This is a genomic window from Bradyrhizobium sp. (assembly GCF_004799405.1).
Classification (GTDB): domain Bacteria; phylum Pseudomonadota; class Alphaproteobacteria; order Rhizobiales; family Xanthobacteraceae; genus Bradyrhizobium.
Genome location: NZ_SSMW01000050.1, coordinates 1 through 24,438 on the forward strand (window position 1 = coordinate 1; position 24,438 = coordinate 24,438).

Annotated in this window: 21 protein-coding genes; 13 read left to right on the top strand and 8 right to left on the bottom strand. The window is 62.1% G+C overall.

What is annotated here, in order from left to right; all coding sequences use genetic code 11:
• Positions 1-332: 332 nt before the first annotated feature.
• The gene (locus tag E7813_RS08575) at positions 333-1,886 is read left to right on the top strand and encodes a long-chain fatty acid--CoA ligase (protein WP_291572805.1); all 1,554 of its coding nucleotides are present in this window, start codon (positions 333-335) and stop codon (positions 1,884-1,886) included.
• A 99-nt stretch (positions 1,887-1,985) separates the two neighbouring features.
• On the opposite strand, the gene pgm is transcribed toward E7813_RS08575, so the two are convergent.
• Positions 1,986-3,641, bottom strand: a complete 1,656-nt coding sequence (pgm, locus tag E7813_RS08580; protein WP_291572807.1) for a phosphoglucomutase (alpha-D-glucose-1,6-bisphosphate-dependent) — start codon at positions 3,639-3,641, stop codon at positions 1,986-1,988.
• Positions 3,642-3,680: 39 nt separating this feature from the next.
• The gene (locus E7813_RS08585) at positions 3,681-3,878 is read right to left on the bottom strand and encodes a hypothetical protein (RefSeq protein WP_291572809.1); all 198 of its coding nucleotides are present in this window, start codon (positions 3,876-3,878) and stop codon (positions 3,681-3,683) included.
• A gap of 326 nt (positions 3,879-4,204) precedes the next feature.
• Between E7813_RS08585 and E7813_RS08590 the strand changes: the two genes are divergently transcribed.
• The 8 genes from E7813_RS08590 to E7813_RS08625 all read left to right on the top strand — a co-directional run bounded on the left by E7813_RS08590 (position 4,205) and on the right by E7813_RS08625 (position 12,068).
• Positions 4,205-6,454: an acetate--CoA ligase family protein gene (locus E7813_RS08590; protein WP_291572811.1), complete on the top strand. Its 2,250-nt coding sequence runs from the start codon at positions 4,205-4,207 to the stop codon at positions 6,452-6,454.
• Positions 6,455-6,489: 35 nt separating this feature from the next.
• Positions 6,490-6,933 (top strand): GNAT family N-acetyltransferase, encoded by a 444-nt coding sequence (locus E7813_RS08595; RefSeq protein WP_291572813.1) that lies wholly within the window; start codon positions 6,490-6,492, stop codon positions 6,931-6,933.
• 130 nt (positions 6,934-7,063) lie between these two features.
• Entirely contained in the window at positions 7,064-8,317 is a 1,254-nt protein-coding gene (locus E7813_RS08600) for an ABC transporter substrate-binding protein (RefSeq protein WP_291572815.1), read from the top strand.
• 215 nt (positions 8,318-8,532) lie between these two features.
• Entirely contained in the window at positions 8,533-9,399 is an 867-nt protein-coding gene (locus tag E7813_RS08605) for a branched-chain amino acid ABC transporter permease (protein WP_291572816.1), read from the top strand.
• The gene (locus E7813_RS08610) at positions 9,396-10,388 is read left to right on the top strand and encodes a branched-chain amino acid ABC transporter permease (RefSeq protein WP_291572818.1); all 993 of its coding nucleotides are present in this window, start codon (positions 9,396-9,398) and stop codon (positions 10,386-10,388) included. The genes E7813_RS08605 and E7813_RS08610 overlap by 4 nt, the downstream gene beginning before the upstream one ends.
• Before the next feature lie 50 nt (positions 10,389-10,438).
• Entirely contained in the window at positions 10,439-11,134 is a 696-nt protein-coding gene (locus E7813_RS08615) for an ABC transporter ATP-binding protein (protein ID WP_291572820.1), read from the top strand.
• Positions 11,131-11,355, top strand: coding sequence for an ATP-binding cassette domain-containing protein (locus tag E7813_RS08620; RefSeq protein ID WP_291572823.1), 225 nt, complete (start codon positions 11,131-11,133; stop codon positions 11,353-11,355). The genes E7813_RS08615 and E7813_RS08620 overlap by 4 nt, the downstream gene beginning before the upstream one ends.
• On the top strand, positions 11,352-12,068 hold the full coding sequence (locus tag E7813_RS08625) for an ABC transporter ATP-binding protein (RefSeq protein ID WP_291572825.1): 717 nt from the start codon (positions 11,352-11,354) through the stop codon (positions 12,066-12,068). Before E7813_RS08620 ends, E7813_RS08625 begins: the two co-directional genes overlap by 4 nt.
• A gap of 80 nt (positions 12,069-12,148) precedes the next feature.
• On the opposite strand, the gene E7813_RS08630 is transcribed toward E7813_RS08625, so the two are convergent.
• The 4 genes from E7813_RS08630 to E7813_RS08645 form a co-directional block, all read right to left on the bottom strand.
• A complete protein-coding gene (locus E7813_RS08630; protein ID WP_291572827.1) occupies positions 12,149-12,982 on the bottom strand; it encodes a phytanoyl-CoA dioxygenase family protein in 834 nt (277 codons plus the stop codon).
• Positions 12,983-13,140: 158 nt separating this feature from the next.
• On the bottom strand, positions 13,141-15,195 hold the full coding sequence (locus E7813_RS08635; RefSeq protein ID WP_291572828.1) for a bifunctional aldolase/short-chain dehydrogenase: 2,055 nt from the start codon (positions 15,193-15,195) through the stop codon (positions 13,141-13,143).
• A 16-nt stretch (positions 15,196-15,211) separates the two neighbouring features.
• Complete coding sequence (gene mtnA, locus E7813_RS08640; RefSeq protein ID WP_291572829.1) at positions 15,212-16,321, bottom strand: S-methyl-5-thioribose-1-phosphate isomerase; 1,110 nt, start codon at positions 16,319-16,321, stop codon at positions 15,212-15,214.
• Positions 16,322-16,346: 25 nt separating this feature from the next.
• Positions 16,347-17,222 (bottom strand): S-methyl-5'-thioadenosine phosphorylase, encoded by an 876-nt coding sequence (locus E7813_RS08645; protein ID WP_291572831.1) that lies wholly within the window; start codon positions 17,220-17,222, stop codon positions 16,347-16,349.
• Positions 17,223-17,365: 143 nt separating this feature from the next.
• On the opposite strand from E7813_RS08645, the gene recQ reads away from it, so the two are divergent.
• Positions 17,366-19,225, top strand: coding sequence for a DNA helicase RecQ (gene recQ, locus E7813_RS08650; protein ID WP_291572833.1), 1,860 nt, complete (start codon positions 17,366-17,368; stop codon positions 19,223-19,225).
• A 6-nt stretch (positions 19,226-19,231) separates the two neighbouring features.
• Here recQ and E7813_RS08655 read toward each other — a convergent pair whose 3' ends face one another.
• Entirely contained in the window at positions 19,232-19,909 is a 678-nt protein-coding gene (locus tag E7813_RS08655) for a spermidine synthase (RefSeq protein ID WP_291572834.1), read from the bottom strand.
• Between the two features lie 291 nt (positions 19,910-20,200).
• Between E7813_RS08655 and E7813_RS08660 the strand changes: the two genes are divergently transcribed.
• The 3 genes from E7813_RS08660 to E7813_RS08670 all read left to right on the top strand — a co-directional run bounded on the left by E7813_RS08660 (position 20,201) and on the right by E7813_RS08670 (position 23,207).
• The gene (locus E7813_RS08660; RefSeq protein ID WP_291572837.1) at positions 20,201-20,980 is read left to right on the top strand and encodes an aldo/keto reductase; all 780 of its coding nucleotides are present in this window, start codon (positions 20,201-20,203) and stop codon (positions 20,978-20,980) included.
• Positions 20,981-21,103: 123 nt separating this feature from the next.
• Positions 21,104-21,856, top strand: coding sequence for an NADPH-dependent F420 reductase (locus tag E7813_RS08665; protein WP_291572839.1), 753 nt, complete (start codon positions 21,104-21,106; stop codon positions 21,854-21,856).
• Between the two features lie 13 nt (positions 21,857-21,869).
• Positions 21,870-23,207 (top strand): MFS transporter, encoded by a 1,338-nt coding sequence (locus E7813_RS08670; protein WP_291572840.1) that lies wholly within the window; start codon positions 21,870-21,872, stop codon positions 23,205-23,207.
• A gap of 63 nt (positions 23,208-23,270) precedes the next feature.
• On the opposite strand, the gene E7813_RS08675 is transcribed toward E7813_RS08670, so the two are convergent.
• Entirely contained in the window at positions 23,271-24,341 is a 1,071-nt protein-coding gene (locus E7813_RS08675) for a putative sulfate exporter family transporter (protein ID WP_291572842.1), read from the bottom strand.
• Positions 24,342-24,438 lie beyond the last annotated feature (97 nt).

Genomic DNA, 24,438 nt, shown 5'->3' on the forward strand with positions numbered 1-24,438 from the left:
CGGGGAATGCCGGGTGATTTCCGGTGTGACCGTGGTGACTTTGCTGGCATGGCTTGTTTTTTCTGCCCTGCCAGGCTGCGGGCGCATTGGGCGCCCGGCATTCCCTGCGCCCTCTGATCAGAGGGTAAGGAATTTTCCAGCAAACCTCGGGCCTATCAGGCCGCGAGACCGCGAAGCTGTGTCTGCAATCGGCTTGAACCGGCCCGCAGCGCAACAACCTGGCGGCAGAACTCCGGCCCGTCTGTTTGGCTGCAGTTGCCTCGGCATGTTGCGTGCCGCATAATCGAGGAAAGTTCAGGCGGCAACAGACCGCCATCGCTTCGGAGGAGATTTTGCCGGTTCGCCACTATGACTGGATCGCCCATTTTGGCCGCCGGACGCCGGGCAAACCGGCGGTGGTCGATCTCGGCAGCGGCCGCAAATTCTCCTACGCGGAATTTGATGCGCGGATTTCGCGCTTGGCCGCCCACCTGCGCGACCGGCTGGGGATTGCCCGCGGCGACCGGGTCGCGGTGCTGGCCATGAACACAACCGATACGCTGGAAGTGCAGTTCGCGTGCGGACGATTGGGCGCGGTGTTCCTGCCCCTGAACACCCGCTTCACCGTCCCCGAGCTGCAGTTCATCGTCGGCGACGCCACGCCCAAACTGATCGTCCACGACGCAGAACTGGCGGACAACGCGCTGGCGGTCGCAAAACTGTGCAAGACCCCTTCGACGCTTCAGCTCGGTCCGAACGGCTCCTATGAAGCCGCGATCTCGGCTTCGCCGCCGCTCGACAGGGCGGAAATCGTCACGCTCGATGATATCTCGACCATCATGTACACGTCGGGCACCACCGGGCAGCCCAAGGGCGCGATCATCACCCACGGCATGACGTTCTGGAATTGCGTCAACCTCGGGGGTCCGGCCTATATCTCGCCGTCGTCGGTGCTGCTGACCGTGCTGCCGCTGTTCCACACCGGCGGGCTCAACTGCTACACCAACCCGGTGCTGCATTCCGGCGGCACCGTGCTGATCATGCGCGCCTTCGATCCGGCGCGCGCGCTTGAATTGATCGGCGATCCCAAGCGGGGCATCAACGTTTTCTTCGGCGTGCCCTCGATCTATCAGTTCATGGCGCAGCATCCGGCCTTCGCCAGCGCCGACTTCAGCCGCCTTGTCATCGGCGGCGTCGGGGGCGCGCCGATGCCGCTGCCGCTGCTCAAGATATGGGAAGAACGCGGCGTGGCCCTGCAACAGGGTTACGGAATGACCGAAACCAGCCCGGCGGTGCTGACGCTCGACCGCGAGGACGCCGCGCGCAAGGCCGGATCGTCCGGCAAGCCGGTCCTGCATACGGAGGTGCGGATCGTGCGGCCCGACGGGATCGAGGCCGAAACCGGCGAACTCGGTGAACTCTGGGTCAAGGGGCCGAACGTCACGCCCGGCTACTGGAACAGGCCGGACGCCAACCGGTCTTCGTTTACCGACGGCTGGCTGCATACCGGCGACGCCGCGCGGATCGACGAGGAAGGCTTCTACTATATCGTCGATCGCTGGAAGGACATGTACATTTCCGGCGGCGAAAACGTCTATCCGGCCGAGGTCGAGAGCGTGCTGCACCAACTGGCCGCGATCGCAGAGGCCGCGGTGATCGGCGTTCCCAGCGAGCAGTGGGGCGAGGTCGGCATGGCGATCATCGCCGTCAAACCCGGGCACGCCGTCAGCGACGCGGAAATTTATGCCCATTGCGCCGCCAACCTGGCGCGCTTCAAGTGCCCTCGCTTGATCCGCTATGTGGATGCCTTGCCGCGCAACGCCACCGGCAAGATCCACAAGCCTACCTTACGAAAAAATCTTGGTTCGCCTGATGCAATCGACCTGATTAAGACTGCCGCCTCGTAATTCCTTCGCTACATGGATTGCTTCGCTCACGCTCGCAATGACGGTGGACCTAATCGATCGCGAGGTCGTATCTGTCGCGCTCATGCGTCGGAGACCGGTTCAATCGGCATTCTCGAAGGCGGCCGAAATCGCCGCCTGCGCTTCCTTTTGAATCCGATGCAGATGTTGTTCGCTCTGGAAACTCTCGGCATAGATCTTGTAGACGTCCTCGGTCCCGGAAGGCCGTGCGGCAAACCAGCCGTTTTGCGCCGTCACTTTGATGCCGCCGAACGGTTGCCCGTTGCCGGGAGCAGCCGTCAGCGTCGCGCTGACCGCCTCGCCGGCCAATTCCTTCATGGCGAGACGCTGCGGCGAAAGCGCCTTCAGCACGTTCTTCTGCTTGACCGTTGCTGGTGCATCGATCCGCTCGTAGAACGGCAGACCCAGTTCACCCGTCAGGCGATCGAACAACTGGCTGGGATCGTGTTTGGTCCGCGCCGTGATCTCAGCCGCCAGCAGGCCGAGAATGATGCCGTCCTTGTCCGTGGTCCAGACCGACCCATCGCGCCGCAGGAACGAGGCGCCGGCGCTCTCCTCGCCGGCGAAGCCGAACGAGCCGCCGCCGAGGCCATCGACGAACCATTTGAAGCCGACCGGCGTCTCGACCAGCTTGCGGCCGAGCTTTGCCGCCACCCGATCGATGATCGCGCTGCTGACGATGGTCTTGCCGACCGCGCTATCCCTGCTCCAGTGCGGACGGTTCTCGAACAGATAGGCGATGCAGGCGGCGAGATAATGGTTCGGATTCATCAGCCCGCTGGAGCGGGTCACGATGCCGTGCCGGTCAGCATCGGTGTCGTTGGCGAATGCGACATCGAACCTGTCGCGCATCCCGATCAATCGCGCCATCGCATAGGGCGACGAGCAATCCATCCGTATCTTGCCGTCCCAATCGACGGTCATGAACCGGAACGTCGGATCCACCGCGTCGCTGACGACGGTCGCCGCAATGCCGTAGCGCTCGATGATCGGCTGCCAGAAATGAACGCCGGCGCCGCCCAGGGGATCGATCCCGATCTTCACTCCCGAAGAACGGATCGCCTCCATGTCTATGACGTTGGCGAGATCGGCGACGTAGGGACCGATATAATCATGGCGATGAACCAGTGCGGATTTGCGCGCCTGCGCATAGGAAACGCGTTTCACGCCGTTGAGGCCGCTTTCCAGAAATCCGTTCGCCGCACGCTCGATCAAGGTCGTGACGTCGGTATCGGCCGGCCCGCCGTTGGGTGGATTGTATTTGAAGCCGCCGTCTTCCGGCGGATTGTGCGAGGGCGTGATGACGACGCCATCGGCAAGGCCACCGGTGCGGCCTTTATTGTGGGTCAGGATCGCGTGCGAGATCACCGGCGTCGGTGTGTAGCCGTCTTGCTCGTCGATCATCACGGTGACGTCGTTGGCCGCAAACACCTCGAGGGCGCTGGCCAGCGCCGGTTCCGCCAGCGCATGGGTATCGATGCCGATAAACAGGGGTCCGGTGACGCCGCTGATGCGCCTGTGATCGCAGAGCGCCTGGCTGATCGCCAGGATGTGCGCCTCGTTGAACGCATTGTTGAAGGCGGAGCCGCGATGCCCGGAGGTACCGAACGCGACGCGCTGCGCCGGCACCGCCGGATCCGGCCTGCCCGAAAAATAGGCCGTCACCAGCCGCGGCACATTGACCAGCATCGATGGCTGAACGGTCTTGCCCGCGAGCGGACTGACTTCCGCGACCATCCCTGTTCCTCCATCCATGCAATGTTTCGATGCCCGAAACTAGCGCTGATGCCCGAGGCCGATACCGAGTTTCAGCGCCTTTTGACGGAGCGAGCCGACCGTTCTCTTGGTCAGCTTTGCGATTTTATCGACCGGAGTCCTGGCCCTGGAATGAGCGCGAAGCTCTTTTACGTCGGCCTTTGAATAGGCGCGGCGAACGGTTTTCTTCTTTGCCTTCTTGTGAGTTTTCTTGGCCACTGGAGCCTCCTGGATTGTTAAAGCGGCCTTCTAACACACGTTGCCCGCTTGGCAACCAAGCCCGCGATTCAGCCGGGTTGTCCGGCGGCCCGCGCGCGGTGGCCCCGGATCTTCCGCGCGGCGGACTTCAGGCGCTATTTTATTGTTCCCCTGAAGGCGGGCTCTCCGATACATTGCGCCAAAGCCGCATCAAAAGCAAAATAGCAAGGGAGGATAATCGTCAGGCCCGGCGCGGCATCCCGCGCATGACGGCTGTTCGCGCAACAGCGCCGTCGATCCCGATTTCACTCCCGCAAAAACTCAACTGAAGAGTAAAGGTTACGTCTATGGAAGCCCAGCTAAGCACCGCGCCGGTTTCAACCGGCAAGTGGTCCCCATCGCCAGATGCAAGCGACCTCGTTAAAAATATTCACGCGATGCTTCACCCGCGCAACATCGTACTGGTCGGGGCGACGGACAAGCCGGGCAATTACGCCGAGCGGATCTGGAACAATCTGATCAAATATAAATTTGAAGGCGGTCTTTATCCCGTAAACGCCAAACGGGAAACGATCTGGGGCGTTCCCTGCTACAAGGATTTCACCAGCCTGCCGGACAAACCCGATCACGTGCTGGTGCTGGTGCCCGCGCGTTTCGCAGTCCAGGTGGTCCGCGAGGCGGCGGCGGCCGGCGCGCGCTCCGCAACCATCGTGACGTCAGGCTTCAGCGAATTGCAGGACGATGAAAGCCAGCGGCTGGCTGCCGAATTGCAAACCGCGATCCGGGAGACCGGCCTTGCGGTGACCGGTCCGAACTGCCTCGGAAATCTGAGCGCGGGCGAGAAGATGTTCACCAACATCGATGACCGCGTGGTCACGATGGAAGCCGGGCCGGTCGCAATCGCCGGTCAGTCCGGCGCGATCGTGATGGCGATCCGCCAGGCCCTGGAGGATCGCGGCGTCGGTGTCGGCTACATGGTGACGACCGGAAACGAAGCCGGGCTGGAGACGCCGGACCTGATGGCTTATTTCGCGGCCGATCCCTCCATCCGCGTGATCGTGGTGTATCTCGAAGGCGTGCGTAACACCAAAATGTTCCGCGAGGCCTGCAAGGCCGCGCGCGCCGCCGGCAAGCCGGTGATCGCGCTCAAGCTCGGTTCATCCGAGGGCGGCCGCGCCGCGGCGATGGCGCACACCGGCGCGCTGGCCGGCTCGATCGAGACCTTCGACGCCATCTCGACCCGGGAAGGCGTGATCCGGGTCCGCGGCCTGGACGAATTGATCGAGACCACCGAGTGCTTCGTCCATGCCGATCCACCCAAAGGCAATCGCCTTGCGGCGGTAACGTTGTCGGGCGGCAAGCGCGGCCTGTTGATCGACGCCTTCTTTTCGGCGGGACTCAGTTTCAACCCGCTGAGCAAGAACGCCAGCGACAAGCTCGCCAAGATGCTCGGCCCCGGCAGCATCGTCGGCAATCCGCTCGATGCCGGATTTGCGGCGGTGGTCGATCCTTCCGTCTATATGCAATCGATCAAGATTATGATCGACGATCCCGACACTGACATCGTCATCATCGACGCGGAGCTGCCCAAGGCGCCGCACGAGCTGCGCGAAAAGAATTTGCGCATCGTCAACAACATGGCGAGCGCCGCCAGCAAGCCCGTGGTCTACATCAGCACCATGTCGATCGGCTTCACCGAATTCACCAAGACCTTGCGCAAGTCGCTGCCGCATATCGCCGTGATGCAGGGTCTCGACCGTGCGGTGGGTGCAATCAAGGCGCTGATCGACTACGCCTCACTGCGCAAGAACGTTCCGGACATTGCCTCGAGTTCGAGTGCCTCGGCCCGCGCGACGCTGGAGCGGACGCTCAAAAACGCCAAAGGTGCAGCACTCGACGAAGTCGCCTCAAAAGCCCTGCTTCGGGCCTACGGCATTCCGGTGTCAAAGGAAGAAATCGCCCAGGATGCGGCCGGCGCCGTGAAGATCGCCAGGAAGATCGGTTTTCCCGTGGTCGCCAAGGTGGTCAGCGCCGATATCCTGCACAAGTCCGACATCGGCGGCGTGGTGCTCAACATCAACAGCCCGGCGGAAGTCAAAAAGGCGTTCAGCGATATCACCGCGCGCGTCAGGAAATTGAAGAACAAGCCGAAGCTCGAAGGCATCCTGATCGCACAACAGGTCAAGGCCGACCTCGAACTGGTCGTTGGCGCGGCACTCGATGCCGAGATGGGACCGGTGGTGCTGTTTGGAACCGGCGGCGTCGACATCGAGTTGATGAAGGATGTCGCTCTGGCAGGCGCGCCGCTCGATGTGGCCGAAGCAAAGGAATTGATCAGCCGGACCAAGGCCGGCGTGAAACTGAAGGGGTATCGCGGCAAGCCGGCATTGCACGAGGCTTCCGCCGTGAAAGCGCTGGTCGGCCTGTCCAACCTGATGGCGGATGCCGGCAGCCGCATCGCTTCGATCGACGTCAACCCGTTCCTGATCAACACCAAGACCGGCGTCGCCGTCGACGGCCTGATCGTTCTCAACAACGCCGCCGCGAAAAATGCCGTACGCATTGATACCGGAATGAGGCAGCCACCGGCATGTTGAAAATCCGCCGGGCGGTCCGCGACGATGCAACGCAGATGATGCTGGTGCGCCGCGAAGCCATTCTCGCGAAGGCCGCGGCCCACTACGATCCAGCCACCTTGAACGACTGGGCCGGCACCGACATCACGGATCGTGTCACGCGCATCAGGAAAAAGATTTCCGATCCAAACTGCATCGTGATGGTTGCCGAAGTTGGCGAGGAAATCATCGGCTTTGCGATGGCTGTTCCTTCCAGGAATGAACTGCAGGCGCTTTATACCAGGCCCAACCCGGTCGGCCATGTCGGACGGGCGCTGCTCGCAGCCGTGGAAGGCCTGGCCTTCGAGGCGGCCGAATTTCTCAATTGTGACGCTTCATTGAATGCGGAGAGTTTTTACAGGGCCAATGGCTACCGGGAGGAATGCCGGAAAGATCACGTATCAAGCAACGGGGGTATTGTTTCCACGGTGGTGCAGATGCGAAAGCAGCGCCCGGCCTAGGCCAAAGGTTGCAGGATTTTCTCCGGTTAATATTGGCAAAAACGCGCCGGACCGGCTACGCTGACTTAAGGCCAAGGCATCGCAAGAATGCCGGCTGCGAGACACAACACATATCGTCTGGGAGGACTGCATGCGCAAGTTGCAACTATCATGGCCGGTCGATCGGCGGACTATTCTAAAGACCAGTGCCGCTATTGCCGCGGTGCAATTCACATCGCCTTACATCCTCAAGGCCCGGGGCGAAACACCCGTGCGGATCGGAATGGTCAATCCGCTCACGGGCGTTCTCTCGGCACTGGCGCAGAGTGAGGTCGACGGTGCCAAATACGCCGAGGCCGAAATCAACAAGAAGGGAGGGATTCTAGGCCGTCAGGTAGAGCTCTTAGTTGAGGATTCGGCCAATGACGTCGGCACCGGGGTCCAGAAGACGCGAAAGCTGATCGACCGTGACAACGTGAACGCCATCATCGGCGACGTCAACTCCGGGATCGCCTATGCGATGTCGCAGGTGACCAACGAGAAGAAGATCTTCCACATCGTGGCCGGCGGCCATACCGACCCGATCACCGGCACCAACTGCAAGTGGAATGTGTTCCGGGTCTGCAACACCACGACCATGGATACCAGCGCGATTACGCCGGAACTGGTCAAGAAGTTCGGCAAGAAATGGTTTTTCATCACGCCGGATTATGCCTACGGCCACTCGCTGCAGGATGGCTTCGTCAAGGCGCTGACGAAACTTGGCGGCACCTTCGAGGGCGACATGCTGCCGATCAACAATACCGACTTCTCCGCCACCCTAATCAAGGCCAAGACCTTCAAGCCGAACGTATTGCTCAACAACATGGGCGGGTTGACCCAGATCAACTGCATGAAGCAATTCACCCAGTTCGGCATGCAGAAGGAAATGGCGCTCGGCGGCGCGCTGTTCGAGTTGGAGAGCATCAAGGGATGCCCGCCGGATGCGCAGGCCGGCTGGTGGGACATGGAGTGGTGGTGGAACCAGCCCAACGTGCCCGAAGTGGTGAAGTTCGTCGCCGACTACCGCGCCGCGACCAAGAAGACGCCCTCGGCGCGCGACTGGTTCGGCTATGTGTCGATGCACTCGGTGCGGCTCGCGGCCGACAAGGCGAAGTCCCTGGAAGGCCCGAAACTGGCCAAGGCGCTGGAGGATCTCGAGCTTCCGCCGGATGTCGCGTTGCAACCAGGCAAGGTACGCTATCGCGCCGGCGATCATGAGTTGATGCCGAACATCTTCATCGGCGAAGCGCATCCGCCAAAGTCCGGCCCCGACGACGTGTTCACCGTGTCCGCGCTGATTTCGGGTGAGGAGGCCGCAGGTTCGGTCGCCGACACCGGATGCAAGATGGTGGAGCCGAGCTAAGGGCCGGACTAAAAAAGGAAGCTGAGTGATTTCAGCCAGCTGTGATCCCTTCGGATTTGCAAAGATTCGAAAGAGCACGATGGCTTGGACTGAAATCACTCGTCCGCATCCTCACGAGACGGATCGCAAGAGCTTGAGCTCAAACATAATCATTATGAGTTGGACACCTGACCTGCTGACAACTGGGGTGGGCGGCGGGGGCCGGAGGAGGGCGGATGCAGCTCGTATTATTTAACGTCACCAATGGACTCATCATTGGAGCCTTCTACGTACTGATGGCACTCGGCCTGTCGCTGATCCTCAATCTCAGCAACGTCATCAATTTTGCTCACGGCAATTTCCTGGCGCTCGGCGGCTATCTTGCCTACACCTTGACGCCGACGCTGGGTTACTGGGGTGCGCTGCTGGTCGCGCCGCTGCTTACTGCGCTGATCGGGCTCGCCGTCGAACGCTTGATGATCCGCCGGGTCTATAACCGCGATCCGGTCTACAGCCTGCTGCTGACGTTCGGATTTGCTTTCGTGATGCAGGATATCGCGCGTTACGTGTGGGGACCCAACGGCCTGCCGCTGGGTTTGCCCGATTTTCTGTCGCAGCCGATCAGCGCCGAGCTGTTCTTCGTCACCTGGTATCGCGTCTTCATGGTGTTTGTCGTCATCGTCGTGGTGCTCGGACTGTTCGCATTCCTGCGCTACACACGGGTCGGCGTACGCATTCGGGCGGGTACGCTCGACCTCGAAACCGTGGCCTCGCTGGGCGTCAATATCAGCTTCCTGCGGACATTCAATTTCGCCCTCGGCTGCTTCCTGGCCGGCTTGAGCGGGGTGCTCGCCGCCGGGCAGATCGGCCTCAATCCCAACATGGGTGACGACCTGCTGATGCCGAGTTTCATCGCCATCATCGTAGGCGGCGTCGGGAGCCTGATCGGCACGCTGTTCGGCGGGCTCCTGATCGGGATGGCGGCGGCCCTGACCACCGTGTTTTATCCCTCCGCGAGCGAGGCGGTGATCTATGCCATCATGATGCTCGTGCTTCTGTTTCGTCCCCGCGGTTTTATGGGTGAGGAAGGAATGATGTCATGAGCACTGACGTCACCATCGCGGCCGTCGCGGCGGCGCGGCGGCCGGCCGTTCCACGCTGGGTCACGCTCGTCGTCATCTGGGCACTTCTGATCGCAGCTCCGTACTGGCTTCCGTTGCTCGGCGGCTATACGGCGCTTGCCGGGCGCGTGCTGGTCTTCGGGCTGGCGGCGATGGGGCTGAACCTGCTGCTCGGATTCACCGGCGTATTGAGCTTCGGCCATGCGGCCTATTTCGGGCTCGGCGCCTATGGTGCCGGCCTGACGCTGCGATATCTCGTGCACAGCACGCCGCTCGCCATGCTCGCCGGGACGCTGCTCGGCGGATTGGCCGGCACCCTGTTCGGGTTGCTGATCGTACGCCGCCGCGGCGTCTATTTTGCGATGTGCACGATCGCATTTGGCCAGCTATGGTACTATCTCGCCTATAGCTGGAACGACTTCACCGGCGGCTTCGACGGCTTGCGCGATTTTCACCGCGAGCCGATCGGGTTCGGGCCATTGACGCTCGATATTTCCGAGGGCGGGACTCGGTTTTATTTTTTCCTCTTGGCCATCTTCGCGGTCGCCGTAACGTTGCTCGGCCTTCTGGTCCGGTCTCCCTTCGGCCATACCTTGCGGGCAATCCGGGAGAACGAGCGCCGCGCACGCTTCCTGGCTATCCCGGTCGAACGCCAGATCTGGCTCTCGTTCTCGATTTCCTGTTTCTTCACGGCGCTTGCCGGCACTCTCTACGCGCTGCTTAACAACTTTGCCGATCCACTCGCGCTGCATTACTCGCTGTCCGGCTATTTCGTTGTCATGTGCGTGATGGGCGGCATGCGGACGTTCTGGGGGCCGCTGCTGGGCGCGACGGTGTTCGTCATGCTGCAGGACTATATCTCGTCGATGACCGTGAACTGGATGTCCTTTGTCGGCACGATCTTCGTGCTGGTTGTGCTGTTCTTTCCGCGTGGCCTGCTCGGCTTGCGCCGCCAGCGCGGTGAGACCTGACTATGCTCGAGGTTCGCAATGTTACAAAGCGATTTGGCAATCTGGTTGCGGTGAACGACGTGTCGATGTCCGTCAAGCCTGGCGAGTTGCGTGCCATCATCGGCCCAAACGGGGCAGGCAAGACGACTTTTTTCAATATGATCAGCGGTTATTTTCCCCCGACCAAGGGCTCAATCGTGTTCGATGGAAAAGACGTGACGCAGCTCCCGGCGCATCAGCGGGTAGGCCTTGGCATGGGACGCACCTTCCAGATCACGGAAATCTTTCCCGAATTGACCGTCCGCGAAAACCTGCTCACGGCAGCCGAGGTAGCGGCAGGGCAGACGTTGCAAATGGTGCCGAGCCGGGCCGCCGCGAAGCTCGCCAACGACGTCGCAGCCGAAATGATGGCGCTGGTGGGACTCACTGCCAAGGCCGAGCGGCTGGTCGGCGAGCTCGCGCATGGCGATCAGCGGACGACGGAGATCGGGATGGCGCTCGCGCAGCTACCGCGGCTACTGCTGCTTGACGAGCCGACCGCCGGCATGGGCGACCAGGAAACCTACGAGATCACTGCCTTGATCCGCCGCCTGCATCGCGAAAGCAAATATACGATCGTGCTGATCGAGCACGACATGCGAGTGGTCTTTCACCTCGCCGACCACATCACCGTGCTCGACCAGGGCAAACTGCTTATCGAAGGGACGCCGAAGGAGATCGCGGCGTCGGAGGCAGTGCAGGCAGCGTACCTTGGAGGAGCCGGATGACACCGCTGAAGCCCACGGGCCCGCAGGCGTTTTGCGGCAAGAGTCACATCCTGCAGGACATGGGCCTGACGGTAAACGAGCGTAAGTTCGTCACGCTTCTCGGTCGCAATGGCGCCGGCAAGACGACAACGCTCCATAGCATCCTGGGGCTCACCCTACCCCGCGAAGCCAGCGCCGCCAACGAGACCGTTCAGGCCGCCTATCTGGGCAACGCCGCATGACCGCAGCACTGACAGCCGAAGGCCTGCACACTTACTACGGCAAGAGCCACATCCTGCATGGCGTCAGCCTCGAGGTGGCCGAGGGCAAAATCACCGCGCTGTTGGGACGCAATGGCGCCGGAAAGACCACAACGCTGCGCAGCCTGATGGGCCTGACCCCGGCGCGCGAAGGCAAGATCACCATCTTCGGCGAGGATACCACGCGCTGGCCGACCTTCCGCGTCGCCGCAGCGGGAGTGGGCTATGTACCCGAGGGCCGGCGCATCTTCGCGAACCTCAGCGTCGAAGAGAATCTCATGGTTCCGCTAGAACGCGGCGGGCCCTGGACCGTCGAGCGAATCTACCAGCTCTTCCCACGCCTCGCAGAGCGCAAGCAAAACCGAGGACGTCAGCTTTCCGGCGGCGAGCAGGAAATGCTGTCGATCGGCCGCGCATTGCTGTTGAACCCGAAACTCCTGATCCTCGACGAACCATCGCAGGGGCTGGCGCCATTGATCGTGCGAGAGGTGTTTCGCATCGTTCAGCAGATGAAGGCAGAGGGCATCTCCGTGCTGCTGGTCGAGCAGAACGCGCGGATGAGCCTGGAAATCGCCGACAACGCCTACGTGCTGGATGACGGGATCGTCGTCTATTCAGGACCGGCGCGCGAACTCGCCGCCGACGAAGCGCGCGTCCGGGCGCTGGCCGGCGCGAGCGCGGAAGAATGGACCTGACGTAGGCGTATCCCGCCGTCCTTGCGAGCCAACGGGTCGCGCGAAGGCGCGCCCGATGACAGGCTCCGCGAAGCAATCCATCACGCCCGATAAGCCGATTTGCCCGTGCCGCGGTAGAGCACGCGCACCTGTTCTTCCGATACTTCCTTGTGAAAGACCAATGCCTCGGGCTCAAGGTCGCGCCTCGGCACGTAGGACGGCAGGAAGTGACCATAGTTGTCCTTGCCGCGAACCAGCGTCGCCCAGTCCCGCGCGCCGACGGCCTGCTGCAGGTGCGTCGGGATATAGCGGATGGCGAGGCCGATGCGCCGGTCGTCGGAACGATTGGGTTCCGATCCATGGAACAGCAGCACGTGATGCAGCGAAGCCTGTCCCGGTTTTAATTCCACATACACCGCCTTGGCCTCGTCGACCTCGACCGCGATCTCCTGGCCTCTGGTGAGCAGGTTGTTCTGGTCGAACGTGTCCTCGTGCTTGACCTGTTGCCGGTGGGTCCCGGCAATGAATTTCATGCAGCCGGAGACTTTATTGGCCGGCGACATCGCAATCCAGGCGGTTGCAACATCCGAAGAACTGAGACCCCAATAGGTGGCATCCTGATGCCAGGACACGAAGCCGGGATCATGGGCTTCCTTGATGAAGAAACTGGTGTTCCAGCACAGGATATCCGGTCCGAGCAAATCCTCGATGGCATCCAGGATTTTGGGATGGCGGATCATCTCGTCGATCCAGGTGAACAACACATGGCTGCGATGGCGCATCTCAGCCTTGATCGGACCTCCGCTCGCAGCTTCATAGTCCTCAAGCTTGCGGCGAAAACCGGCTACCTCCCCGGCGCTCAGCGCCTCGATCGGGAAATGATAGCCCCGCTCGCGATAGGCCGTAACCTGATCCTCGTTCAGCAATTTTGGCATGGGTTTCCTCGGGTATTTCTTGTTTTTGTCGTCAGGCGCGCAGCCGGAGCGTAAGGGTGACCTCGCCCTTTAGCCCTGTCAAGAAGCACCGGCGCTGCTGCGATCGCCCCCGGCGCGCGCCGATGCAATTCGTGATCCACCGGAAGTTTTGCCATTTCTCAGCGCAGCGCGGCGGCGATGTTGCCGCCATCGACGGTGGTGACGTCGGCGGTGGTCTTGAGCGCCAGTGCTTGCGCCACAAAGGCCTGCGCCACGTCTTCCGCCGTCACTTCCCGCCCGAGCAGGTTGCCCTGCATGTAGTCCTGTTCGCTGACGCCGCGGAGCTTGGAGCGCGACGCGATCATCTCTTCGGTCAGCAAACCCGAACGGATCCGATCGGCATTAACGGCGTTGGCGCGAATGCCTTCGTTCCCGTAATCAACGGCGTATTGCCGCACCAGAAACAACGTCGCCGCCTTCGGCAGGCCATAGGGGCCGAAGCCGGGTCCCGGATTGACGGCCTGCTTGGAAACATTGAACAGCAGGCAACCGCCGGTACCCTGCGCCTGCATGATCTTGACCGCGGCCTGCGCCACGCGCTGGTGACCGTAGAAATTCAACTCAAAACTCTGCCGCAACACCGCCTCGTCGACCTCGCCGATCCGCCCCTGCCAGGCGGCGCCGGCGTTCGACACCGCGATATCAACACCGCCGAAGGCGGATGCCACTTGCGCAAAAGCATCCCGCACCGATGCAACATCGGTGACGTCGCATTTGAGCCCAAGCGCCGCGCCGCCGATCGCCCCGGCTTTCGCTCTCACGGCTGCCTCGTCGATATCCAATAGCGCGACTTCCGCGCCGGCGGCCGCGAACGCCTTGGCGGTCGCAAGGCCGATTGAACCGGCGGCGCCCGTGATGACTGCCACCTGCCCAGCCAGCGGCGGCTCCCTGGCGCCACTCAGTTTCGCCTGCTCCAGCGACCAGTATTCGACATCGAACAGATCGGCCTCCGGCAGTGGCTCGAAGCGCCCGACCGCTTCGGCATCGGTGATCGTGGCAATGGCCGCTTCGGCAAGATCGGCGGCGATCCTCGCATCCTTCTTGCTCCGGCCGAGCCCGAACAGTCCGAGACCCGGTATCAGCACCACCCGCGGCATCGGATCAAGCATGGTCTTGATGCCGCCGACCCGCGCATTGTTGCGGGTGAAATAGCTTTTGTAATTTTCGCCGTAGGTCGCGACAGCGCTGCGCACCGCATTCTTGAAACTGGCGAGATCGCCATCCTCGGGTGCCGCAACCGCAACCGGCTTGCTCTTGATGCGGATATTGTGATCGGGCGTCACCACGCCGGCCTGACCGTAGCGGGTTACATCCGTGCCATTGACGAAATTCATCACCGCATCGTTGCTGCGGAAATCGAGCACGAAGCGCTTCCAGGCCCCGTCGATTTTGCTGTCCGGCAGGCTGCAGGCGCCGCGGACGATCGGTGCGACATCGGCGAGTCTTGCCGGTCGATCCGGCAGCTTTGCGCCCAAAAATGCCGGCTTGCGATTCTTCGCCAACCGCGCTTCCGCCAGGGTTACCAGCGCGATCATCCGCTCGTAGGATTCCCTGGCATCGGCGCCGAACGTGAAAACGCCGTGCTTCACCAGAATCAGGCCTTCGACGGAGGGGTCCGAATCGAACACCTGCGCGGCGGCCTTCGCCAGACCGAAGCCCGGCATGATGTAGGGTACGTAGCCCACCCGCTTGCCGTAGACCTCACGGCACAGCGCTTCGCCGTCGGGCTGGTCGGTGAGTGCGAGCACCGCGGTCGAATGCGTATGATCGACGAATTTGTGCGGGATGAAGGCGTGCAGCAGCGCCTCGACCGACGGGTTGGGCGACGCAGGATCGATCAAATTGGTCCGCTGCAGACGCACCATCTCTTCATCGGAAAGCTGATCGCGGATGCGAAGTTTCAATAGCGGCCCAAGCCGCACCGCCGGCAGGCCCGCAGGCTCGATTCCACCCATGTCCCAACCGGAGCCCTTGACGCAGAGGACTTCGACGGAGTCGCCATTGAGATCGGCAATGTCGGTCTTGACAGAGGTGTTGCCGCCGCCATGCAGTACCAGACGCGGGTCTTTACCCAACAAGCGTGTGGTATAGACCCTGAGCGCCAGATCGCGGCCGAGTTTGGCATAGCGGGCAATCGCCGCGTCGGCGTCGCGATCGATCCAGGCGCTCTGCATCGGCTGTCTTCCTCCGCTATTCGGCCGCTGCCGCGATCCGTTCCGGAAAGGCGGCAGCGAGCGCGGCGCGATCGGCCTTGAGCACGCCGCGCTCGGTAATCAAACCCGTCACCAGCCGCGCCGGGGTGACATCGAAAGCGTAATTGGCGACCGGCGAACCATCGGGGACGATCCGCACCGTCTCGATCCGCCCATCGGAGGTCCGCCCGGTCATATGGCTAACCTCTTCCGGGCCGCGTTGCTCGATTGGAATTTCCCTGATCCCGTCATCGACGGTGAAATCGATGGTCGGCGATGGCAGCGCCACATAGAACGGCACGCCATTGTCATGCGCGGCGAGCGCCTTCAGATAGGTGCCGATCTTGTTGCAGACGTCGCCATTCGCGGTCACGCGGTCGGTGCCGACGATCACGAGGTCGACCATCCCGTGCTGCATCAGATGACCGCCGGTGTTGTCGGGGATGACCGTGTGGGGCACGCCATGATGGCCCAGTTCCCAGGCGGTCAACGAGGCACCCTGGTTGCGCGGCCGGGTCTCGTCGACCCACACATGGATCGCATGTCCCCGATCATGCGCCAGATAGATCGGGGCGGTTGCGGTGCCCCAGTCGACGGTGGCGAGCCAGCCGGCATTGCAATGCGTCAGCACGTTGACGCGCTCGCCCGGTTTCTTGGCCGCAGCGACCGACTCGATCAGGGCCAGGCCATGCCGGCCGATGCCTTGGTTGATGGCGATGTCGTCTTCGGCAATCGCGCCGGCGCGCGAATAAGCGGCCTCGGCGCGCGCCGCCGGCGGCAACGGCCGCAACAGGGACCGCATTTCGTCGAGCGCCCATTTCAGGTTGATCGCCGTCGGCCGCGCAGCTATCAAACTCTTGTAGGCACGATCAAGCGCGGCATCCGAACCATCGGCCCGCATCGCCAGCGCCATCCCGTAAGCCGCGGTCGCGCCGATCAGCGGCGCGCCGCGCACCAGCATCGACCGGATGGCGTCAACGGCCGCATCGCCGGTCGTCAGCCGCGCCACCACAAAATCGTGCGGCAAACGCCGCTGGTCGATCGCGCCGACCGACCAGCCGTCCGGCTCGAGCCAGATGCTGCGGAAATGCCTGCCGTCGACTTTCATGACATATCCATCAACCGTACCGGCCTCATCCGCGCAGAACCCGTCCCGCTACGGCATCGAGTTTCTTCAGGAGTTCCGGATCGCGCGCTTCCGGAGCGGTAATCAGAGCGGTGTCGAGGGCGCGGTCCGAGCCGATCGGACATGGTTCGTGCTGGCGCGGGAAATCTTTGGCCAGACGCGCCACCAGACCTTTCGCCTTCTCGGCGTTTGTCGTCAGCACCCGGATGATGTCCTGCACGGTCACGGCATCATGGTCGGGATGCCAGCAATCGAAATCGGTCACCATGGCGACGGTCGCAAAACAGATCTCCGCCTCGCGGGCGAGCTTGGCCTCCGGCATATTGGTCATGCCGATCACCGAATAACCTGACGCCTTGTAGGTCATGCTCTCGGCGTAGCTGGAGAATTGCGGACCTTCCATGCAGAGATAGGTGCCGCCGCGCGCAACCGCGATATTCTCGGCCTCGGCGGCCGCGGCAAGATGGATGCGCAACCGCGGCGACACCGGGTGCGCCATCGACACATGCGCGACGCAGCCCTTGCCGAAGAACGAGCTCTCGCGCCTGTAGGTACGATCGACGAACTGGTCGACCAGCACGAAGGTGCCGGGCGGCAAGTCTTCCCTGAACGAACCGCAGGCCGACAAGGAGATCAGATCGGTGACGCCGGCGCGCTTCAGCACGTCGATATTGGCGCGGTAGTTGATGTCGGATGGCGACAGCCGGTGGCCCTTGTCGTGGCGGGACAAAAACACGATCGGCAAGCCGGCTATGGCGCCGCGCCGAACCGGCGCCGACGGCTCGCCCCACGGACTGGCGATCGCCTCGTCGCGCGCGTTCTCCAACCCCGGCAGGTCGTAGATGCCGGACCCGCCGATAATGCCAAGAACCGCCTTCGCCATGGATTTTCCTTCGCCGGGACCATCGTACCGGAACCACCTCAAACAGGTAAAGGCGGGGTTTCGGCGGCTTTGGAGCGAATATTTGCCCAAGGCCGGTTTGAACGTGAATATGTGTGGTCCGAATCAGGAATAAACCATTCCGCATGCCTGTTCCTCCCGCCCTCGCCCGCAACCCGGAGCGCATCGCAGCTACCGCGATCTCCGTTCTGAATTCGGTGTTCGGCCTGCCGGCGTTTCGCGGCGCCCAGGAGGAGATCGTTCGGCATGTCACGCAAGGCGGCAACTGCCTGGTGTTGATGCCGACCGGGGGCGGCAAGTCGCTGTGCTATCAGTTGCCGTCATTGCTGCGCGAGGGCTGCGGCATCGTGATTTCACCGCTGATCGCGCTGATGCGGGACCAGGTCGCGGGGCTGCTGGACGCCGGGGTCAAGGCGGCGGTGCTGAACTCCACGCTGTCCCTTGAAGAGGCCTCCGCGGTCGAGGCGCGCCTGCTCGCCGGCGACCTCGATCTGCTCTACATCGCCCCGGAACGGCTGTTGACCCCGCGCTGCCTTGGCCTGCTGGCACGCGCCAGGCTGGCTTTGTTCGCGATCGACGAGGCCCATTGCGTATCGCAATGGGGTCACGACTTTCGCCCGGAATATATCGGGCTGTCGGTCATCGCCGAGCGCTTTCCCGACGTGCCGCGTATCGCGCTCACCGCTACCGCCGATGACCTCACCCGCCGGGAGATCGTCGACCGGCTCGGGCTTGCCGGCGCGCCGAGTTTCGTCGCGAGTTTCGATCGCCCCAATATCAGGTATGAAATCGTCGAGAAACAAAACGCGCCGGCGCAGGTCAAGGCCTTCATCGCCGAACGCCACTCTGGCGATGCCGGCATCGTCTACTGCCTGTCGCGCGCCAAGGTCGAAGATACCGCGGATGCACTGACCAAGGCCGGCGTAGAGGCGCTGCCCTATCACGCCGGCCTCGACGCCAGCCTGCGTGCCCGCAACCAGGACCGCTTCATCAATGAGGACGGCGTCGTGATCGTCGCCACGATCGCGTTCGGCATGGGGATCGACAAGCCGGACGTACGTTTCGTGGCGCATCTCGATCTGCCGAAAAGCATCGAGGCCTATTATCAGGAAACCGGACGCGCCGGGCGCGACGGCAAGCCGTCCAGCGCCTGGATGGCCTACGGCCTTTCCGATATCGTGCAACAACGACGCATGATCGACGAATCCAACGGCTCGGAAGCGTTCAAGCGCGTCTCGATCGGCAAGCTGGAAGCGCTGGTTGGCCTCGCCGAAACCACCAACTGCCGGCGCACACGCCTGCTCGGATACTTCGGCGAAGCGCTACAAGCCACTCAATGCGGCAATTGCGACAACTGCCTGTCGCCACCGCTGGTTCGCGACGGCAAGGTCTTCGCGCAAAAACTGTTGTCCTGCGCCTATCGCACCGGGCAGCGCTTCGGCGCCATGCATCTAATCGATGTCCTGATCGGCCGCATGACCGAACGGGTCAAGCAATTCGGGCATGACAAACTATCGGTGTTCGGGATAGGCCGCGAGCTCAACGAAAAGCAATGGCGCGCCGTCCTGCGCCAGTTGGTGGCGATGGGCCATCTCAAGCCCGATACCGAGGCCTTTGGCGCACTGAAACTGACGGAGTCCGCGCGGGGCGTATTGAAAGGCGAGACCGGCGTGATGCTGCGCGAACAGCCCGCCGGCACCCGCATTCGCGCCAGCCGCACCAAATCAAGGCGCGGCGATCTCGCACCCGCCGCCACGGACGCCGGCGATCCCGCCTTGCTCGGTATCTTGAGGGCGTGGCGTTCGCAGACGGCGCGCCAGCGCGGCGTGCCCGCCTACGTGGTGCTGCACGATTCTACAATAGACGGCATCGCGGCATCGCGCCCGACGACACTCACGCGACTACGCGACATTCCCGGCATCGGCGACAAGAAGCTTGAACATTATGGCGATGAATTGATCGCGTTGGTGAATGCGGCGCCTTGACGCCGGTCATCCGGCGCGGGTCGCGATCCAGATAACTTGCCGCGCGCCGCCGCGTTTTCCGTTGGCACGCACCTTGAGCTCGTCGACGTCGAAGCCGGCGTCGCGGAGCCGTTTGGTGAACTTCAAATCCGGCCCCGACGACCAGACCGCCAGCACGCCGCGTGGCCGCAATGCGGCGTGGGCTGCACGTAGTCCTTTCAGGTCATACAATGCATTGTTGGCCTCACGCGCCAGCGCCTCCGGTCCGTTATCGACATCGAGCAGGATTGCGTCGAACGTCGATCGGGAAGACCAAATCAGGTCCGCGACATCGGCCTCGCGAATACTGACGCGCGGATCGGTCAGGCTGTCGCCGAACAATTCGGCCATCGGACCTCGTGCCCATCCAAGCACGGCCGGCATCAGTTCAGCCACGACGACCCGCGCGCCATTTCCCAAGACCGCAAGTGCGGCGCGAAGCGTGAAGCCCATGCCCAGTCCGCCGATCAACAGATGCGGACATTCGAGCGCCTCCAATCTGCCGCAAGCGAGGGTGGCGAGGGCTTGTTCCGATCCGCTGGAACGGCTGTTCATCAGTTGATTGGGGCCCAGCATGATCGAGAATTCCGCGCCCCGGCGCATCAGGCGAAGTTCGCCGTCTCCGCCGGGCACCGGCGCCGAATCGATCTGGGACCATGGGATCATGGAATGCCTCTAACGTTAGCGCCGCCCTCTCAACCTATCACATTTATTTTCGGGACCGTGATTGGCGCCGGCAACCGCAAGGCACGATAATGCGTTAGTCTCTCGTCTTTGAGGACGCGATCCATGAGCACGAATCCATTGACGTCAGAAGCATCGCGCCGACAGGTGCTTCATGCCGCTCTCGGAATTGCAGCGGGATCGCTGGTAAATGGGACGCGGCCGGTTCGCGCCGAATCCGACCCGCCCGCGCTCACGGCGCGCGCGATCCCGCACACCGGAGAACGCATTCCCGTGATCGGACTCGGAACGGCCAATGAATTCCAGATCCAACAACAAGGCGAAAAGAAAGCCAACCTCAAAAAAGTCGTCGATGACCTTATCGCCCAGGGCGGCAAGCTGATCGATACGGCGTCGTCCTACGGTTCGGCAGAAAGCGTGCTGGGCGAGCTGCTTTCCGACCAGGACCGCGCAAAAGTGTTTCTCGCCACCAAGCTCGAAAACGGCGACGCAAAAGCGGGCTCAGTCGAGTTCAAGCGTTCGCTCGAGCGCCTGCGCTATAAACAGGTCGATCTCCTGCAACTGCATAACGTGCAGGATCCCAGGCAGAGCCTGGCCGCCTTTCGCGACTGGAAATCGCAAGGTCTTTGCCGCTATATCGGCATCACCACCACGTTCAAACAGGATTTCGACGCAGCGGAGGCCATTCTGCGCACCGAAAAGCCGGACTTCTTCCAAGTCGATTATTCCCTGGGCGATCGCGAAGCAGAAAAGCGATTGCTTCCCGCCGCGGCGGAAGTTGGCGCTGCCGTGTTGACGGCGCTGCCCTTTGGGAGAAGTTCGGTATTCGCAGCCGTCCGTGGCAAGAGCGTGCCGGAATGGGCGCGGGAGTTCGATGCGACGACCTGGCCGCAGTTCTTTCTGAAATTCCTCCTCGGCCATCCAGCGGTGACCGCCGTTATTCCCGGCACCACCAATCCGGCCCATCTTGCGGACAATATCAGCGCCGGCCGCGACCGTTTTCCCGATGCCGGACAACGCAAGGAAATGATTAAATTCTTTGACGCGCTCTGACCGCCGCGAATTACGGGATCGTTATTTGGCGCAGGATCGGTCCCGTGCTTCGCTGGATTATTGAGGTATCCATCGCAATTTATCGCTTCTATTCGTGTTCACAAAAGCTTCAGGGAGAAAAACATGCCCCGTTCCGAACGCCCGCGTCCCAGCCGCCGAACCGTCCTGCGCGCCGGTTCGCTTGCTTCGCTGGCTTTTGCAACTTCGACCCTTGGCGGGCGCGCCGGCGGCCAGACTCCGGCCGCCCCCCTGAAGATCGGCGTCATCGGATCCGGCCATATCGGAGGCACGATAGGCTCGCTTTGGGTGAAGGCCGGCCATCTCGTGATGTTCTCATCCCGTCATCCCGAGGAACTTGCGCCTCTGGTGCAAGGACTTGGCGACCTGGCCAAGGCCGGCACCGTCGCCGAGGCGATCGCGTTCGGTGACGTCATTTTCATCGCCGTGCCCTATGGCGCCTATCCGCAGATCGGAAAGGATTATGCAAGCCAGCTGTCCGGCAAGGTGATGCTTGACGCCGGCAATGCCGTCGCCCGGCGTGACGGCGACATCATCAATGAAGTGAATGAAGAGGGCATCGGCGTGACCTCGGCAAAGTACTTCCCCGGCGCGCACATCGTCCGTGCATTCAATACCATGAGCTACAGGATATTCGCCGCGGAGGCCAACCGGGCCGGCGACCGTATGGCGATCCCGATTGCCGGCGACGACAAGGATGCGCTGACGACCGCCTCGATGCTCGTGCACGACGCCGGTTTCGACCCCGTGGTGGTCGGGCCGCTCGCGCGGGCCAAGGACTTCGCGCAAGGCGGGCCCCTATACGGCCAGCAACTGACTGCCGAGGAATTTCGCAAGCGACTGGAAGCGATGAAGTGAAGGTATCGAATTGATGGCTTTCGCCGACGCGCCGCCAAGTCCCGAGTCCATCTTCCACCGCCTGCTGAACAAGATGATCGACGTAAGGCCCAGCGAAGTGCCGGCGCTGGCCTGGTCGTGGCTTTATATCTTCTCGCTGCTGTCGTCCTATTACATCATGCGCCCGATTCGCGACCAGATGGGGGTCGCGGGTGGTGTCAATAACCTGCAGTGGCTGTTCACCGGCACGCTGGTCGGAATGCTGCTGTTGAACCTGCCGTTTTCCTACCTGGTCAAGACCTTCCCGCGCGAGAAATTCATTTCGATCTCGTATCGCTTCTTCAGCGCCAATATCCTGCTGTTCGCACTGGCGTTGTATGCGGCGACGCCGGAGCAAACGATCTGGATCGGACGCGTCTTCTTCAGCTGGACCTCGATTTTCAATTTGTTCGTCGTCTCGATCTTCTGGCAGATGATCGTCGATATCTTCACATCCGAGCAGGGCAAGCGGCTGTTCGGCTTCATTGCCGCAGGCGCCACGCTCGGGGCGATCTCGGGGTCGGCTTTCACGGTATCGACGATCGAACATATGGAGCCGTTCTACCTCATGGTCGGCGCGGCGCTGATGCTCGAGGTCGCCGTGTTCTGCGTTCGCCGCCTCTCCAGATTATCGGCGGCGTTGGCGTCGCGGCCGCAGCTCGACCTGCCGCAGCAGCCGATCGGCGGGACCCTGCTGGGCGGCATCCGCGATGCGCTGTCGTCCGGATATCTGCTGAATGTCAGCCTGTTCCTCTTGCTCTACGCGGTGACCTCGACCTTCCTGTACTTTCAGCAAGCCGCCGTGGTGAGCCACAGTTTCGAAAACCGGGCGGCGCAGACCGCGTTTTTCGCCAGCGTCGACCTTGGCGTGAACATTCTTACCCTGGCCGTGCAGCTATTCCTCACGGGGCGGATCCTCAAGCGATTCGGCGTGGAAACGACGCTGTCGCTGCTGCCGCTGTTCAGCGTTTTCGGCTTCGCGATAGTCGCCGCTCTGCCGACGCTGTCTTCCGTGGTCGGATTCCAGTTGTTTCGGCGCGCCGGCAATTTTGCGATTGCGCGGCCGACGCGCGAGGTTCTGTTCACGGTGCTGCCGCGCGAGGATCGCTACAAGGCCAAGAGCTTTATCGACACCGTGGTTTACCGGCTGGGCGATCAAATCGGCGCCTGGTCGTTCGCACTGCTTTCGACTTTTTTCAACCTCGGCCTGACGCAAGTGTCGATTGTCGCTACCGTCATTTCCGGGATTTGGCTGGTCAACAGTTTGTGGCTGGGCCGCAGGCAGGATTCGCTTGCGAAGCAACAGGACATCGAGCCGACGACACCCAGCTAAAGGCTATCGCTCCGGTTTGGCTCGCGCAGATATGCAATTCGTTCGAATGAGCGTTACGGCAGTTCAGGCGAACAGGTGAACGATACCAAGGCTGATGAACAGCAACAGCAGGAGGGAGAGCGTTACGGCGGCGGTAACCTTGCCCCCGACCCGCCGGAGAACGCCGACATCGACGCCGAGGCCGAGGGCTGCCATCGAAACGACGGTCAGCAAGGACGCCACTTTCAGCAATGGCGCAGCAGCGGAATTGGGCAAGATTTCAAACGAACGAAGGGCTGCCAGGACTAGAAACCCTATAATGAACCAGGGGACCAATTGAAACGGGTTGAAACGGCTGGACGTCACGGGCCTTGCAGCATCTTTGCGAAGCGCACTTCCAAAGAGCGAAAAGCAGACCACGATCGGCCCAAGAGTCAGAACCCGCACCAGTTTTACCAGGGTCCCGATCTGGGTACTGATGAGACCGACCGGCACCGTCGCGGCGAGAACCTGCGGCACCGCATAAACGGTCAGACCGGCGAGAATGCCGTATTGGCTCGGCGACAGCTTCAGCAACGGAACCAGGAGCGGCAGGCCGAGCACCACCACCACGCCGAGGACGGCCGTGAACGATATCGAGGATACGATGTCGTCGCCGTCAGCCCCTATCACCGGCGCGATCGCCGCAATCGCCGAATTGCCGCAAACCGAATTACCGCAGGCAACCAGAATGGACAACCGCACCGGCAGCCCAAGCAACCTGCTGATGCCATAGCTGGCCGCCAGAATAACGGCGACCGTCCCGACGATCGCGGCAATCAGCGAGAGACCTGAAGCGGCGATTGCCGAGTAACTGATGGTGGCGCCGAGCAGCACCACGGCGGTTTCAAGCATTTGTTTGGCGCTAAAGGCGATACCGGCGCGCCAGCGCGCATTCGGCTCCCACGCGCTCCGGATCGCCATCCCGAGCAGGATCGCGATGACCAGGGCTTCCAGATAGGGATGGCTGAAAACGCGCTCTTCCAGGTACTGAACTGCCAGCGAAACCAGCGTGATGACGACGCTTAGTCCAATGCCGGGCATCAGGCCACCGATGCGGGCAATGACGGCGCGCCAGCCCTTGTTGGTTGCGGCAGGCTTCTTTGGGGCGGACATAACAAATTCCTACGCGGACAGAAGACTATGCGCTAAAAGCCGCCCTTGAGGGAATAGGCCCATCTTGCAGGACAGTTCTGCGATTCATTATCGGCCT